General features: G+C 72.7%; 14 protein-coding genes and 1 riboswitch. Of the genes, 8 read left to right on the top strand and 6 right to left on the bottom strand.

The window, feature by feature from the left end; translation table 11 throughout:
- Positions 1–25 precede the first annotated feature (25 nt).
- The 5 genes from ACFUNE_RS16520 to ACFUNE_RS16500 all read left to right on the top strand — a co-directional run bounded on the left by ACFUNE_RS16520 (position 26) and on the right by ACFUNE_RS16500 (position 6,080).
- On the top strand, positions 26–874 hold the full coding sequence (locus ACFUNE_RS16520; protein ID WP_383567525.1) for an ATP-binding cassette domain-containing protein: 849 nt from the start codon (positions 26–28) through the stop codon (positions 872–874).
- Entirely contained in the window at positions 846–2,933 is a 2,088-nt protein-coding gene (locus tag ACFUNE_RS16515; RefSeq protein ID WP_383567522.1) for a YhgE/Pip family protein, read from the top strand. The genes ACFUNE_RS16520 and ACFUNE_RS16515 overlap by 29 nt, the downstream gene beginning before the upstream one ends.
- Before the next feature lie 29 nt (positions 2,934–2,962).
- On the top strand, positions 2,963–3,574 hold the full coding sequence (locus ACFUNE_RS16510; RefSeq protein ID WP_329227821.1) for a TetR/AcrR family transcriptional regulator: 612 nt from the start codon (positions 2,963–2,965) through the stop codon (positions 3,572–3,574).
- A gap of 357 nt (positions 3,575–3,931) precedes the next feature.
- The gene (locus tag ACFUNE_RS16505) at positions 3,932–4,549 is read left to right on the top strand and encodes a DUF4126 domain-containing protein (RefSeq protein ID WP_383567519.1); all 618 of its coding nucleotides are present in this window, start codon (positions 3,932–3,934) and stop codon (positions 4,547–4,549) included.
- Positions 4,550–4,580: 31 nt separating this feature from the next.
- Positions 4,581–6,080: a phytoene desaturase family protein gene (locus tag ACFUNE_RS16500; protein ID WP_383567517.1), complete on the top strand. Its 1,500-nt coding sequence runs from the start codon at positions 4,581–4,583 to the stop codon at positions 6,078–6,080.
- 69 nt (positions 6,081–6,149) lie between these two features.
- Here ACFUNE_RS16500 and ACFUNE_RS16495 read toward each other — a convergent pair whose 3' ends face one another.
- The 6 genes from ACFUNE_RS16495 to ACFUNE_RS16470 form a co-directional block, all read right to left on the bottom strand.
- Positions 6,150–7,124, bottom strand: a complete 975-nt coding sequence (locus ACFUNE_RS16495; RefSeq protein WP_383567515.1) for a hypothetical protein — start codon at positions 7,122–7,124, stop codon at positions 6,150–6,152.
- Between the two features lie 50 nt (positions 7,125–7,174).
- Complete coding sequence (gene metF, locus ACFUNE_RS16490; protein ID WP_383567512.1) at positions 7,175–8,092, bottom strand: methylenetetrahydrofolate reductase [NAD(P)H]; 918 nt, start codon at positions 8,090–8,092, stop codon at positions 7,175–7,177.
- Positions 8,093–8,208: 116 nt separating this feature from the next.
- Entirely contained in the window at positions 8,209–8,859 is a 651-nt protein-coding gene (thiE, locus tag ACFUNE_RS16485; RefSeq protein WP_383567509.1) for a thiamine phosphate synthase, read from the bottom strand.
- A gap of 163 nt (positions 8,860–9,022) precedes the next feature.
- Positions 9,023–9,388 carry an Rv2175c family DNA-binding protein gene (locus ACFUNE_RS16480; protein ID WP_383567507.1) on the bottom strand — a complete coding sequence of 122 codons (366 nt, stop codon included), beginning with the start codon at positions 9,386–9,388 and terminating at the stop codon, positions 9,023–9,025.
- Between the two features lie 68 nt (positions 9,389–9,456).
- The gene (locus ACFUNE_RS16475) at positions 9,457–10,689 is read right to left on the bottom strand and encodes an NAD(P)/FAD-dependent oxidoreductase (protein WP_383567504.1); all 1,233 of its coding nucleotides are present in this window, start codon (positions 10,687–10,689) and stop codon (positions 9,457–9,459) included.
- Positions 10,690–10,717: 28 nt separating this feature from the next.
- Positions 10,718–11,059 carry a hypothetical protein gene (locus ACFUNE_RS16470; RefSeq protein WP_383567501.1) on the bottom strand — a complete coding sequence of 114 codons (342 nt, stop codon included), beginning with the start codon at positions 11,057–11,059 and terminating at the stop codon, positions 10,718–10,720.
- 51 nt (positions 11,060–11,110) lie between these two features.
- A riboswitch (TPP riboswitch) is annotated at positions 11,111–11,223 on the top strand.
- Here ACFUNE_RS16470 and thiO point away from each other — a divergent pair.
- The 3 genes from thiO to ACFUNE_RS16455 all read left to right on the top strand — a co-directional run bounded on the left by thiO (position 11,221) and on the right by ACFUNE_RS16455 (position 13,465).
- Positions 11,221–12,441, top strand: a complete 1,221-nt coding sequence (gene thiO, locus ACFUNE_RS16465; RefSeq protein ID WP_383567498.1) for a glycine oxidase ThiO — start codon at positions 11,221–11,223, stop codon at positions 12,439–12,441. Its footprint overlaps the riboswitch before it by 3 nt.
- Complete coding sequence (thiS, locus tag ACFUNE_RS16460) at positions 12,438–12,668, top strand: sulfur carrier protein ThiS (RefSeq protein ID WP_383567495.1); 231 nt, start codon at positions 12,438–12,440, stop codon at positions 12,666–12,668. Before thiO ends, thiS begins: the two co-directional genes overlap by 4 nt.
- A 2-nt stretch (positions 12,669–12,670) precedes the next feature.
- Positions 12,671–13,465 carry a thiazole synthase gene (locus ACFUNE_RS16455; protein WP_383567492.1) on the top strand — a complete coding sequence of 265 codons (795 nt, stop codon included), beginning with the start codon at positions 12,671–12,673 and terminating at the stop codon, positions 13,463–13,465.
- The last annotated feature ends 120 nt before the right edge of the window (positions 13,466–13,585 follow it).

Here is a 13,585-nt window from a genome sequence, read left to right as displayed (position 1 = left end):
AGTGCAAAAAAAATGGGGTGGGGATGTGAGCAGCCCGCACGGGGCGGCGCTGAGCGCCGACGGCTTCGGACTGAAGGGACCGCGCGGGTGGGCCTTCCGGGGCGTGGGGTTCACCGCCCCACCCGGATCGCTCGTCGCGGTCGAGGGCCCCTCGGGCTCGGGCCGCACCTGTCTGCTCCTCGCGCTCACCGGCCGGATGCGCTCCACGCAGGGCCACGCCGAGGTGGGTGGCGAGCACCTGCCCGGCCGTCTCGCCGCCGTACGCCGATTCAGCGCACTGGGACCGGTCCCCGGGGTCAGCGAACTGGACCCCTCCCTCACCGTCGCCGAACACCTGCGGGAGCGGGCCCTCCTGCGGCGCCGCTTCGACGGCTCGCTGCGCTCCCTGCTGCGCCCCCGCGCCGAGCGGGCCGCCACGGCCCGGGCGACGGTGGACGGCGCGCTGGAGGCCGCGGGTCTGGACACCGCGACCCTGCCCAAGGCCGAACGGACCTCCGTGCGGGACCTGGAGCGCCTGGAGGCCCTCCGCCTCTCCGTCGCCCTGGCCCTGATGAGCCGTCCGCGGCTCCTCGCCGTCGACGACACCGACCTCAAGCTCTCCGTCACGGACCGCGCCCTGGCCTGGGAGCTGCTGCGCGGCCTCGCCGCGGACGGGACCACGGTGCTGGCCGTGTGCAGTGAGGCTCCGGAGGACGCACTCACCGTCCGTACCCGCCCGGCGGCAGGTGAAGAACCGGCCGAGGAGGAACCGGCCGGGAAGGAACCGCCGGGCGACGAACCGCCCGGAGAAGAACCCGCCGCGGCTGCACCCGGCGACGACACGACCACCGGAAAGGGGACGGCCGATGCGATCGCCGAAGCTGGCCGCGCTTGAGCTGCGACGGTTCGGCAGGGGCCGGATGCCGCGCGCCGCGCTCGTGGCACTCCTCCTGCTGCCCCTGCTGTACGGAGCGCTGTACCTCTGGTCGTTCTGGGACCCCTACGGGCGGCTCGACCGCATCCCCGTCGCGCTCGTCAACAACGACAAGGGCGCCGGCGCCGGGGGCGAACACCTCGCGGCCGGTGACGAGATCACCGGCCGGCTGCTCGACTCCAAGGTCTTCGACTGGCACCAGGTCGGCTCCGCCGAGGCCGAGAGGGGCGTCGAGGACGGGACGTACTACCTCTCACTGACCATGCCGTCGGACTTCAGCGAGCGGATCGCTTCGAGCGCCGGGGACTCCCCCGGCACCGGCGCCCTGCGGGTACGTACGAACGACGCGAACAACTACATCGTCGGGCAGATCTCCAGGACGGTCTTCGCCGAGGTACGCAGCGCCGCGTCGGCCAAGGCCTCGCGAGGATTCCTGGACCGGATCTTCATCAACTTCTCCGGCCTGCACGACGCGACCGCGAAGGCCGCCAAGGGGGCCGACGACCTGGAGAGCGGCCTCACCAAGGCGAAGAAGGGCTCCGAGGACCTCGCGGACGGGCTCAAGGACGCCAAGTCGGGCAGCGGCCGGCTCTCCACCGGAATCACCCGTCTGAACAAGGGCGCGGGCGACCTCGAGACGGGGTCCCGGCAGGTCGCCGGCGGCACCCAGCTGCTCGCCGACAAGGTCAACGCGGTCGCCGAGGACGTGCGCCCGTTCCTGAAGGACAACGGCAAGGCCATCGGGGACACCGCCCGCCTGGTCTCCGACTCCTCGAAGGCCGTACGGGACAACCTCGACCTGCTGGCCGAGGCGGCGCCCACCGCCTCGGCCGCCGCCCACGCGGCCTCCGACGACCTGGACGAGGTCTACCGCCTCCGCTGCGAGGAGCAGGCCCTGCCCGACCCCGGCGTCTGCCCGCAGCTGAAACGCGCCAGGACCGCGGCGGCGGATGTCGCCGAGGTCTCCGACGACGTGAACGCCCTGGTCACGAACCAGAAGGGCGACCTGACGAAGCTGCGCGCGCGGCTGACCACCCTGCAGAAGCAGGCCGACGCCCTGGCGAAGCGTTCACCGCACCTGGACACGGATCTGGAGTCGGCCGTCGCCCGGATCAACGCGCTCAACACCGGGGCGCACAAGGTCGCCACGGGTGCCGACGCCCTCCACACCGGCCTCGGGACCGCGAAGACGGGAGCCGGGGACCTGGACGCCGGCGTGACGAAGCTCAAGTCGGGCGCCACGACCCTGAAGAGCGGCCTGTACCGGCTGGGTGACGGCTCCGCGACGCTCGCCCAGGGGCTGAACGACGGTGTCGGCAAGATCCCCGACTACGACGAGGAGGACCGCGACGCCCGTACCGGGGTCATGTCCGATCCCGTGCGCCTGGCCTCCTCCTCGCTGCACGCCGCACCCAACTACGGCACCGGCTTCGCCCCGTACTTCATCCCGCTCTCGCTGTGGGTGGGCGCGATGGTGGCGTACATGCTGATCCAGCCGCTCAACCGGCGTGCGCTGGCGGCCGGAGCTCCGGCCTGGCGCATCGCTCTCGCGGGCTGGCTGCCGGTCGCCGCCATCGGCCTCCTCCAGGTCGCCGCGCTGATGTCCGTCCTCCACTGGCGGCTCGGTCTGCAGATGACGCACGCCGCCGGCACGATCGGCTTCCTGGCGCTGGTGACCTGCTGTTTCGCCGCGATCGTGCAGTGGCTCAACGCCCGCTTCGGCGCGGCGGGCAGGATTCTCGTCCTCGCGGTGCTGATGCTCCAGCTGACCTCGGCCGGGGGCACGTACCCCGTCCAGACCAGCCCGGGGTTCTTCGGGGCGATACACCCGTACCTGCCGATGACCTACGTGGTGGACGGACTGCGCCGGCTGATCACGGGCGGCGGCCTGGGCCCGGCCTGGCAGGGCTGCGCCGTGCTGCTGGCCTTCACCGCCGGCGCGCTGGCTCTGACCGCCGTATCCGCCCGCCGCAAGCAGGTGTGGACCCTGGACCGGCTCCACCCGGAGCTGAGTCTGTGACCGCTCCCGGACCTGTGAGAATCGGGGGCATGGACAGCAGTAGCACCACGCGCCGCCAGGTCACCCGGCAGAAGCTCTACGAGGCGGCGGTGACCCTCATCGCCGAGAAGGGGTTCTCCGCGACGACGGTGGACGAGATCGCCGAGCGCGCCGGGGTCGCCAAGGGCACGGTCTACTACAACTTCAAGAGCAAGACCGAGCTCTTCGAGGAACTGCTGCGCCACGGGGTGGGGCTCCTCACCCAGTCGCTGCGGTCCGCCGCCGACTCCACGGAGGCGCGGGGCGGCACCCGCGTGGAGGCGCTGGACGCGATGATCAGGGCCGGTCTCGTCTTCATCGACCGCTACCCGGCCTTCACCCAGCTCTACGTCGCCGAGCTCTGGCGCACCAACCGCGCCTGGCAGTCGACCCTCCTGGTGCTGCGTCAGGAGGCGGTCGCCGTGGTCGAGGGGGTGCTCCGGGAGGGCGTCGCCGCCGGTGAGCTCAGCGAGGAGATCGACATCCAGCTGACGGCCGCCGCACTCGTCGGCATGGTCCTCGTCGCCGCCCTCGACTGGCAGGCGTTCCAGCCCGAGCGGACGATCGACGACGTCCACTCCGCCCTCTCCCTGCTGCTGCACGGCCGGGTCAGCGGACGCTGAGCCGCCGTTCCGGCGAGGCCCGCGGACACGGGCACGCCGGCCGGGTGGAATTCGATCCCCCCGAATTCCACCCGGCCGGCGTGCCGTACCGCCGCGGAGCCCTCCCCCGTGACCCCGTGTCCCCCGTGGTCCCGGAGCCCCGCGTCGTGCGCCCCCGTTACGTCAGGGGTGCCGTGCCGTTCCGCCGCCCCGTGCCGGCGGTCCTGGCGCCGCGCCCCTTCCGTGGTCACCACTCTTCCGTCCCCGCAGGTGGGGGCCCATCCGCATCCCTACTCATCTCCCGCACTAGGTAGGGATACTCAGCCCTGTGCGTCAGGGCCCACCCACGCCCGGCACCGACTGGTTACGATCGCGTCCGTGTCCGTACTCCCCCTGGTGTTCACGAGTGGTTGGGCGAGCGGGATCAACGCCTACGCGGTGGTCCTGCTCTTCGGCATCTTCGGAGCGACGGGCCTCACCGACGAGGTGCCCGAGTCGCTGCAGCGCACCGATGTGCTCGTGACCGCCGGGGTGCTCTTCCTGTTCGAGGCGGTGGCCGACAAGATCCCGTACGTGGACTCGGCGTGGGACACGGCGCACACGGTGGTCCGGCCCGTGTCCGGGGCGGTCGTCGCGGCGCTGCTCGCCGGTGAGAGCGGATCGCTGCCGGAGCTCGCGGCGGGCGCCGTGGGAGGGTCCACCGCGCTGCTGAGCCATCTGGTGAAGGCCGGCACCAGGATGGCGGTCAACACCTCCCCGGAGCCGTTCAGCAACATCGGGGTCAGCGTGGCGGAGGACCTCGGCGTCGCCGGGATCATCACCTTCGCGGTCTTCAACCCGGTGGCGGCGGCCGTCGTCGCCGGGGTCCTGCTCCTGCTCGGCCTGGCGATACTGGCCTTCCTCGCCTCCCGGATCCGCAGGTTCCGGCGCCGCAGGGCACAGCGGCGCGAGGAGAGACGCCTGGCCGGAGCGGGCAGGCACCGGCCTCACGAATGAACTGTCGGTGGCACCCCTTAGGGTCACTGACATGGCACGAATTGCGGTGATCGGCGCCGGCACCGGCGCGATGGCGGCGGCAGCCCGGCTCTCCGTGGCAGGCCACCGGGTGACGGTGTACGAGCGCTCGGAGACCCACGGCGGCTCGCTCGGCCGGTATGCCCGTGAGGGCTTCGTCTTCGACACCGGCCCCGGCCTGCTGCACCTGCCCGCGGTCTACCGCGACCTGTTCGTGAAGACGGGCAGGGAGAGCCTGGAGCAGTGCGTGACGCTCACCCAGGTCGACCCGGCGAGCCGTCACCTCTTCGCCGACGGCACCGCGGTGTCGCTGCCCAACGCCTCGCGGGCCGGGGTGGTCACCGCGCTGGACCGGTCGCTCGGTGAGGGCGCGGGAGCACGCTGGGGGGACTTCCTGGACCGGGCGGGCACCGCCTGGAACCGGTCGCGCAGGCCGCTCCTGGAGGAGCCGCTGCCCGAGGACCGGCAGCCGCTGGGCCGCGACCCCTACCCCGCGGTGCGCCGGCGCAGGCTGCTGCGCGCCGCCCGGCAGGCGGGGACGCCGGCGGAGGTGGGTGCCTGGGAGCTGGCCGACCCCCGCCTGGCCGCCCTGCTCGACGGGTACGCCCTGTCGTACGGGCTCGACCCGCGCCGCGCTCCGGCGGCCGCCGCCCTCCTGCCGTACATGGAGGAGACGTTCGGCAGCTGGTACGTCGCCGGGGGCATGCGCGCGCTGGCCGACGCGGTGTACGAGCGCTGTCTGGCCCGCAAGGTGGAGTTCGTCCTCGGCGCCGAGGTGGTCCGGGTCTCCGAGAAGGACGGCAGGGCGGCAGGGATCGAGCTGGCGGACGGCACGAGCGTGGAGGCCGATCATGTGGTCCTGGGCGCGCAGCCGGCGCCCGGCCTCCTGCCGGTCCGGGAGGAGCCGCCCGCGGGGGCGTCCCACACTGCCCCGGTTCCGGGCCGCTTCCTCGTCCTGCTGTCGTTGCGCGGCGCCCGGGAGGCCGGCGCGGTGCACCGGACGGTGGTGCACACCGGGGATCCGGGTGCGGAGCAGGAGGCGGTGTTCGGCGGACGGACGGCGGAGCGGCCCACGGTGACGGTGCTGCGCCCGGACGACCCGGCCACCCGCCCCGACGAGGAGCACGAGGCCGTGACCCTGGTGGTGACGGTGGCACCCCACGGTCCGGTCGACTGGACGGACGGGGCTCTGCGCGAGCGGTACGCGGACACGGTGATCGGCCGTGCGGCCGAGGCCGTTCCCGGGCTGCGTGAGCGGATCCTCCACGCCGAGGTGCGTACGCCCGCCGAGACCGCGGCCGACACCGGCGCGGAGGGTGGCTCGGTGCCGGCTCCGGCCCTGGCCGGAGCCGGGGGCGCGTATCTGCACTCCGGGAACCGCAGCCCGCTTCCGGGCCTGTACCTGGCGGGCGGCTGGTCCCATCCGGGCGGCGGGACGGCCCACGCGGGGATGTCGGGCGCCCTGGTCGCCGGACTCGTCGTGGAGGGTGACGACTTCCGTGGCTCCCGGTAAGAGCCCTGCGGACGGCACGCCGTGCCGTCCGCCGGTGCAGCCGGGCGGTGGGCCGCTGGAGCGGTCGGCTCAGTAGCGGTACTGCTCGTTCTGGCCGGTGTCGTAGCCGTTGCCGTTGCCGTACGGAGCGGGCTGGACGGGAGCCTCCGGTGGCAGCGGGGGGTGGTACTGGTCGCTCTCGCGCTGCTGCGGGACCCAGACCCCGCCGGGCGGGGTGTCGGTGTACTGCCCGGCGTACGGATCCGCGGGCTGCTGCCCGCTGCCGTACGAGGCGTCGTGGCCGTTGCCGTCGCCGTAGGTGTTGTCGTAGGCGGTGTACTGCCCGGTGCCCGTGGTGGTGTTCGTGCCGATGTAGGGGTCGGAGTAGGCGGCGTAGCCCGCCTGGTCCGTGCCGTAGTCGTACTGCGCCGCGTAGGTGCCCTGATCCTGATAGCCGCCCTGATCCTGGTAGCCACCCTGGTGCTGGTAGCCACCCTGGTCCTGATAGCCGCCCTGAGCGGCGTAGGGGTCCTGGGCGGCCGGCTGGCCGTAGCCGGTGTGCGGGTCGTAGGCGGCGTACTGCGGCTGCTGCTCGCCCTGCTGGTGGTCGTCGCGGCCGGCCGGTGCGGGGTCGGTGTAGATGCCGTACTGGCCGGTGTCGTCCGGCATCGGCTCGGGTTCGTAGACCGCCGAAGGACCGGCCTCCGCGTCCTGGGCCTCGGTCTGTGCAGCCCCCTCGTACTCCAGGCCGGAGACTTCGAGGGTCGGCTTCCGGCCGCCGGCCCCACGGCGACGGCGGCTCTCACCGGGGCTGCCGCCTATGGCCCATCCCGTCGAGAAGCCACGCCTGAAGGAGAGCGTCACATACGTCTGGCCCGTGGCGAAGGCGATCGCGCCCAGGGCGATCACCAGCACCGAGGGGATCAGGACACCGAGGACCACACCGAGGAAGCCGCCGAAGGCGAGGAGCCGCCAGCGCAGGCGTGCCTTGTACTGCAGCAGCACCTCGCCCAGCAGCCACAACGCCACTATGCCGAATGCGATGTAGAGGACCGTCCAGCCCACGCCCGCCCCCTCCTACGGCCACCGCCCCGGTTGGTGGCGGGTACGGCCGGTCACGACTGCTTGTGCAGTCCGAGATTCTCGTAGATCTCGAGTGTCGCCGTCGAGTTGTTGAGCGTGATGAAGTGCAGCCCCGGGACACCCTCGGAGAGCAGTTTCGCGCAGAACTCCGTGGCGAACTCGATGCCAATGGAGCGTACAGCGGCCGGGTCGTCCTTCGCGGCGTGGATACGCTCTTTCAGCGAGGAAGGCAGGGACGCGTTGCTGAGCTGCGCGAAACGCTCCAGCTGTTTCACGCTGGTGAGCGGCATCACCTCGGGAATGACCGGGGTGTCGCAACCCGCAGCGACCACCCGGTCACGCATCTGCAGATAGCTCTCCGGCTGGAAGAACATCTGGGTGATCGCGTAGTCGGCACCGGCGCGGCACTTGTCCACGAAATGGGCGATGTCCGAGTCCCAGTCGGCCGACCGCGGATGCATTTCGGGAAATGCCGCGACGCCGACGCAGAAATCACCGGCTTCCTTGATCAGCCGGACGAGATCCGCCGCGTACCGGACGCCCTGGGGATGCTCGACCCACTCGCCCATCGGGTCGCCGGGCGGGTCGCCCCGCACCGCGAGGATGTTGCGGATACCGGCGTCGGCGTACTGCCCCACCATGTTGCGCAGCTCGGCGACGGAATGGTCGACCGCGGTGAGGTGCGCGACCGGGGTGAGAGTGGAGTCCGCGGCGATCTGCTGGGTCGCCCGGACCGTCCCCGCACGGGTGGAACCGCCGGCCCCGTACGTCACGGAGACGAAGCTCGGTCCCACCGCCTCGACCCGGCGCAGGGCGTTCCAGAGATTCCGCTCGCCCTTCTCGGTCTTGGGCGCCCAGAACTCGAACGAGAACGACGTCTCGCCGGTCGCGAGCAGCTCACGCACGGTGCGCGCGTGATCTGTCCTGGTGGAAGGTGTGCCAAGGGCCATACTGGGAGGTTAACCAGGGCCCGGCGGTACCCCAACCACACGGGGCGGATTGACCGGAATGAGGTGGATTTTGTCCACCCCTCGGACAACCGCCCGACGGACACCGTCCGCCCGGTTCAGAGTGCGCGGTCCCGGATGCGTCGCGCCAGCGAGGCCGCCGCCCCGGCCGGGTCCGCCGCCTCGGTGATCGCCCGGACGACGACGACCCTGCGCGCACCGGCGTCCAGCACCTCGTCGAGGTTGCCCGCGTCGATCCCGCCGATGGCGAACCACGGCCGCGTGGTGCCGAGCGACGCGGCGTAGCGCACGAGGCCCAGGCCCGGGGCGTGCCGGCCGGGCTTGGTCGGGGTGGGCCAGCAGGGACCCGTGCAGAAGTAGTCGACGCCCTCCTGGGCGACGGCGGCGTCGACCTCTGCCTCGGCATGGGTGGAGCGCCCGATCACCACGTCGCCGCCGACGACTCCGCGGGCGGCGGGCACGGGCAGATCGCCCTGGCCGAGGTGGAGCACGTCGGAGCCGACGGCATGGGCGACGTCCGCCCTGTCGTTCACCGCGAGGAGCGCGCCGTGGCGCTTGCAGGCGTCGGCGAACACCGCGAGGTGTTCCAGCTCCTCGGCCGCCTCCATGCCCTTGTCGCGCAGCTGCACGATGTCCACTCCGCCGGACAGCGCGGCGTCGAGGAACTCGGGGAGGTCTCCCTGCCGCTTACGGGCGTCCGTGCACAGGTAGAGCCGGGCGCCGGAGAGCTGGGAGCGAGGAGCGGACATGGTGATTTCCCCCGTCGGTACGTCGATGGATCACTGATGCGGCGAAGCGTCGCTCGTACGGCGCCCCGCCCGGTACGTGGATGAGCCGCCGTGCCCGCGGACACCGGTGACGCGGAGTGCGGGCCGTGTGTGCCACGGCCCGCACCCGCTCACGGCTCTCCCGTCAGACGGCGAGCGCCTGGGCCCGGCGCTTCACCTCCGTACCGCGATTCTCGCTCAGGGCCTGCGCGGGGGTGCCGGGCAGGGTCGGGTCGGGGGTGAAGAGCCAGTCCAGCATCTCTTCGTCGTTGTAGCCGTCGTCCCTCAGGAGCGTCAGGGTCCCTGCGAGACCCTTGACCACCTTGTCGCCGTCGATGAAGGCGGCAGGCACCTGGAGCGTCCGGTTCTCACCACGGCGTACGGCGATGAGCTGGCCTTCCTTGACCAGCTGGCGTACGCGCGTCACCTCGACATCGAGCATTTCCGCGATGTCGGGAAGGTGGAGCCAGGCGGGGACGAGAGCATCGATCTTTGCGTCAATTCCGGTCACAAGGACAAGCGTGCCATCCCGGACCGACAGTCGGTAGCCGGGCCGGGCGCACGAGGCCGTGCCTGACCCTAGAGGGCCGTCGATTTCAGCGGTACGGAGGAGTCCGCGGCCCGCTCCGGATCGATTCGCGCGCCCGCTTCGACCAGCTTGCGCCCCTGTGCCAGGTCGCGCGGGCGGCCGACGGCCAGCAGCGCCACCAGGACCCCTCCGCGCAGCCAGCAGACCGTCCAGGAGGGCTCCTGCGGGTCGCCGCGCCACAGCAGGGTGTCGGCACCGGCGTGATGGCCGGCGTACTGCACGAAGCGCCCGAACTGCTCGGACCAGAAGTAGGGCACCGGGTCGTACACCCTGGCCACTCCGTCCGCGAGCGCGGCGGCGACCGTCCGGGGCCCCTGGAGGGCGTTGTCCCAGTGGTGGACCATCAGCCGCTCCCCGTAGCGGGCGGACGGGAAGGAGGCGCAGTCACCCACCGCGTAGACGTCGGGCAGCGAGGAGCGGAGGGAGCTGTCCGCGATGACCGAGCCGTCCGGGCCGAGCGCGATGCCCGAGTCCGCGAGCCAGGCGGTGGCGGGCCGGGCTCCGATGCCCACGACCACCGCTCCGGCGGGGACCACCCGGCCGTCCGTGAGGTGGACGGCGCCCTGTTCGACCCGGGCGACCCGAGCGCCGGTGAGGAGCTCGGCTCCGCTTTCGGCGTACCAGGCCGCCATCGGAGCGGCGACCTCGGCGGGCATGGTGCCCGCCAGGGGGCGGTCGGCGGCCTCGACGACGGTCACCGCGCAGCCGACCGCGCGCGCGGCCGTGGCGAACTCGGCCCCGATCCAGCCCGCCCCGACCACGACCACGTCGTGCTGCCGCTCCAGGACGGGCCGCAGCCGCGCGGCGTCGTCGAGGGTGCGGAGCAGGTGCACGCCGGGCACGCCCTCGGAACCGGGCAGACCGACGGGTTCCGCTCCGGTGGCGAGGACCAGCACGTCGTAGGCGACGGGCCCCTGCTCGGTGTCCAGTTCGTGCGCTCCGGCGCGCAGGCCGGCCACGTCGAGCCCCAGGCGCAGCGTGATGCCCAGCGCCTCGAAGTCGACGTCGAAGGCGGAGTCCTCGGCCTTCCCGAGCAGGACCGCCTTGGACAGGGGCGGTCTGTCGTACGGCTGGTGGGGTTCGGCGCCGATCAGGGTGACCGGTCCCGTGAAGCCCTGTTCGCGCAGGGCCACGGCCGTCTGCACGCCGGCCATGCCCGCGCCCACGATCACGACTCCGCGCGACGCGTGTTCCGTCGCCTCGTCCTGCGTCTGCTCGCTCACCCGTCCACCCTAATCACCTGACGCGAGGTCAGTCGGCGAGCTCCTCCACCACGCTCGTCCCGCTGCCCTCCCGGGACTCCCACTCCCAGCTCTCGTCCAGGCGGACACGGCCGTCGGCGAGGTCCGTGACGGCCGATACGCAGTGCCCCGAGGAGGTCGTCCCGTCCGGCTTCAACTGGACGTAGCGGAAGTCCAGGGTGTCCGCCTCCCGGGTGCCCACGAGATGTCCGCGGACGATGTCGCCGCCCTCGTACTCGGCCCAGATCCGGCCGTCCTGCTCGTGGTAGGTGAAGCGGGTCCGGGTGCCGACCTGTCCGGGGGCCTGGTCGGCGACCGGGGAGAGGACGAGTCCGTCGAGCGAACGGGCCATGGGGGCGGCTCCCTTACTGACTGCGGCCGGCGGGGTCTAGGCTGGCCACCGTAAGACACTCGCGGGAGTCCGGACGCACCGGGCTGAGAGGGAGGCTGACCGGCCTCCGACCGTACGAACCTGATCCGGGTCATGCCGGCGAAGGGAGGGGCTGGACGCCCATGCGCATCTCCGCACAGAGTTCCGACGTCCTTGTCGTCGGGGGCGGCATCATCGGTCTGGTGACGGCCTGGCGGTCCGCCCAGCGCGGCCTGGGCACCACACTGGCCGATCCGGACCCCGGCGGCGGGGCCGCCCAGGTGGCGGCCGGGATGCTCGCCGCCGTCACCGAGCTCCACTACGGCGAGCAGATGCTGCTCGGCCTCAACGTGGCGTCCGCGGCGCGCTATCCGGAGTTCGTGAGCGAGCTGGAGGAGGCGAGCGGGCAGGAGACCGGCTTCCGCGCCTGCGGCACGCTCTCCGTGGCGCTGGACTCCGACGACCGCGCGCATCTGCGGGAGCTGCACGCCCTGCAGCTGCGTTCGGGGCTGGAGTCCGAGTGGCTCACCGGCCGTGAGTGCCGGCGCCTGGAGCCGATGCTCGCACCCGGCGTGCGCGGCGGGCTCCGCGTCGACGGCGACCACCAGGTGGATCCGCGGCGGCTGGCCTCGGCGCTGGTGACGGCGTGCGAGCGGGCGGGGGTGGTGTTCCGCCGCGCCTGGGTCCAGCGGCTCTCCGTCACCGGCGGCCGTGCGACGGGAGCGGTCCTGGCGGACGGTACGGAGCTCGCGGCCGGCCAGGTGGTGCTCGCCGGAGGCAGTCTGAGCGGCCGGCTGGAGGGGATACCCGAAGCGGTCGTGCCCCCCGTACGCCCGGTCAAGGGGCAGGTCCTGCGGCTGACAGTGCCTCCGGCGTACGCCCCCTTCCTCAGCAGGACGGTGCGGGCCGTCGTGCGCGGCAGCCACGTCTACCTCGTGCCGCGGGCCAACGGTGAGCTGGTGGTGGGGGCGACCACGGAGGAGCTGGGCTGGGACACCACCGTCACCGCGGGAGGGGTCTACGAGCTGCTGCGGGACGCCCACGAACTGATGCCCGGCATCACCGAGCTGCCGCTGACCGAGACGCGGGCCGGCCTGCGTCCCGCCTCCCCGGACAACGCGCCGCTGCTGGGCCCCACAGCGCTGGCCGGCCTCCACCTCGCCACCGGGCACCACCGCAACGGGGTGCTGCTGACCCCCGTCACCGGAGACGTGATGGCCCACGTGCTCACCACCGGTGAGCTGCCCGAGCTGGGCCGTCCCTTCGCACCGCGCCGCTTCGCCCCGGCCGGTGCCCTCCCGGGGCACTCCCCGGCCCCGTCCCCCGAAGACACCGACCCCGCGCAGCAGGAGCAGCCCGCATGACACAACCCGCGCCTTCCGCAGACCCCGTCCAGGTCTCCGTCAACGGGGACCACCGCACCGTCCCCGCCGGCACCTCGCTGGACACCCTGGTCGCGGCGCTGACCAGAGCGCCCTCCGGGGTCGCCGCCGCGGTCAACGAGGCCGTCGTCCCCCGTGGCCAGTGGTCGGCCACCGCCCTCCTCGACGGCGACCGCGTCGAGGTCCTCACCGCCGTCCAGGGAGGCTGACCATGTCCGACGATCTCTTCACGCTCGGGTCCACCGCGTTCACGTCCCGGCTGATCATGGGGACCGGCGGGGCTCCCAGCCTCGACGTGCTGGAACGCTCCCTGATCGCCTCGGGCACGGAGCTGACGACCGTGGCGATGCGCCGGCTCGACCCGACCGTGCAGGGCTCGGTCCTCTCCGTACTGGAACGCCTCTCCATCCAGGTCCTGCCGAACACCGCGGGCTGTTTCACCGCCGGCGAGGCCGTGCTGACCGCGCGGCTGGCCAGGGAGGCGCTGGGCACCCACTGGATCAAGCTGGAGGTGGTGGCCGACGAGCGGACCCTGCTGCCCGATCCGATCGAGCTGCTGGACGCCGCCGAGATCCTCGTCGACGACGGCTTCACGGTCCTGCCGTACACCAATGACGACCCGGTCATGGCCCGCAAGCTCCAGGACGTGGGGTGCGCGGCGATCATGCCGCTGGGCTCGCCCATCGGATCCGGGCTCGGCATCCGCAACCCCCACAACTTCCAGCTGATCACCGAGCAGGCCGAGGTCCCCGTGATCCTGGACGCGGGCGCGGGGACCGCGTCGGACGCGGCGCTGGCGATGGAGCTGGGCTGTGACGCCGTGATGCTCGCCTCGGCGGTGACCCGGGCGCAGGAGCCCGAGCTGATGGCGGCCGCGATGCGGTACGCGGTGGACGGCGGACGGCTCGCCCACCGGGCGGGGCGGATCCCCCGCCGCCATTTCGCCGAGGCCTCCTCCCCCACGGAGGGCCGCGCGGTGCTGGATCCGGAGCGTCCGGCTTTCTGATCCGGAGACCGGCGGGCGTAGCCGGTCACGGCACGTGCGCCCTGACACCGGCGGGCGTCCCCGGGTCACAGCGCGCGCATCCCGACACCGGCGGGCACCCCCCGGTCACAGCACGTGCAT

It is taken from the genome of Streptomyces sp. NPDC057287 (assembly GCF_042667905.1).
Lineage (GTDB): Bacteria > Actinomycetota > Actinomycetes > Streptomycetales > Streptomycetaceae > Streptomyces.
Note: the sequence above shows the minus strand (reverse complement) of the source record. Positions and strands in the feature narration are given on the sequence as shown.

Coding starts and splice junctions, on each gene's coding strand:
- thiO (WP_383567498.1), top strand. CDS start 11,221: ATGCGCATCTCCGCACAGAGTTCCGACGTCCTTGTCGTCGGGGGCGGC.
- thiE (WP_383567509.1), bottom strand. CDS start 8,859: ATGTCCGCTCCTCGCTCCCAGCTCTCCGGCGCCCGGCTCTACCTGTGC.
- ACFUNE_RS16470 (WP_383567501.1), bottom strand. CDS start 11,059: ATGGCCCGTTCGCTCGACGGACTCGTCCTCTCCCCGGTCGCCGACCAG.
- ACFUNE_RS16500 (WP_383567517.1), top strand. CDS start 4,581: ATGGCACGAATTGCGGTGATCGGCGCCGGCACCGGCGCGATGGCGGCG.
- metF (WP_383567512.1), bottom strand. CDS start 8,092: ATGGCCCTTGGCACACCTTCCACCAGGACAGATCACGCGCGCACCGTG.
- ACFUNE_RS16510 (WP_329227821.1), top strand. CDS start 2,963: ATGGACAGCAGTAGCACCACGCGCCGCCAGGTCACCCGGCAGAAGCTC.
- ACFUNE_RS16515 (WP_383567522.1), top strand. CDS start 846: ATGCGATCGCCGAAGCTGGCCGCGCTTGAGCTGCGACGGTTCGGCAGG.
- ACFUNE_RS16455 (WP_383567492.1), top strand. CDS start 12,671: ATGTCCGACGATCTCTTCACGCTCGGGTCCACCGCGTTCACGTCCCGG.
- thiS (WP_383567495.1), top strand. CDS start 12,438: ATGACACAACCCGCGCCTTCCGCAGACCCCGTCCAGGTCTCCGTCAAC.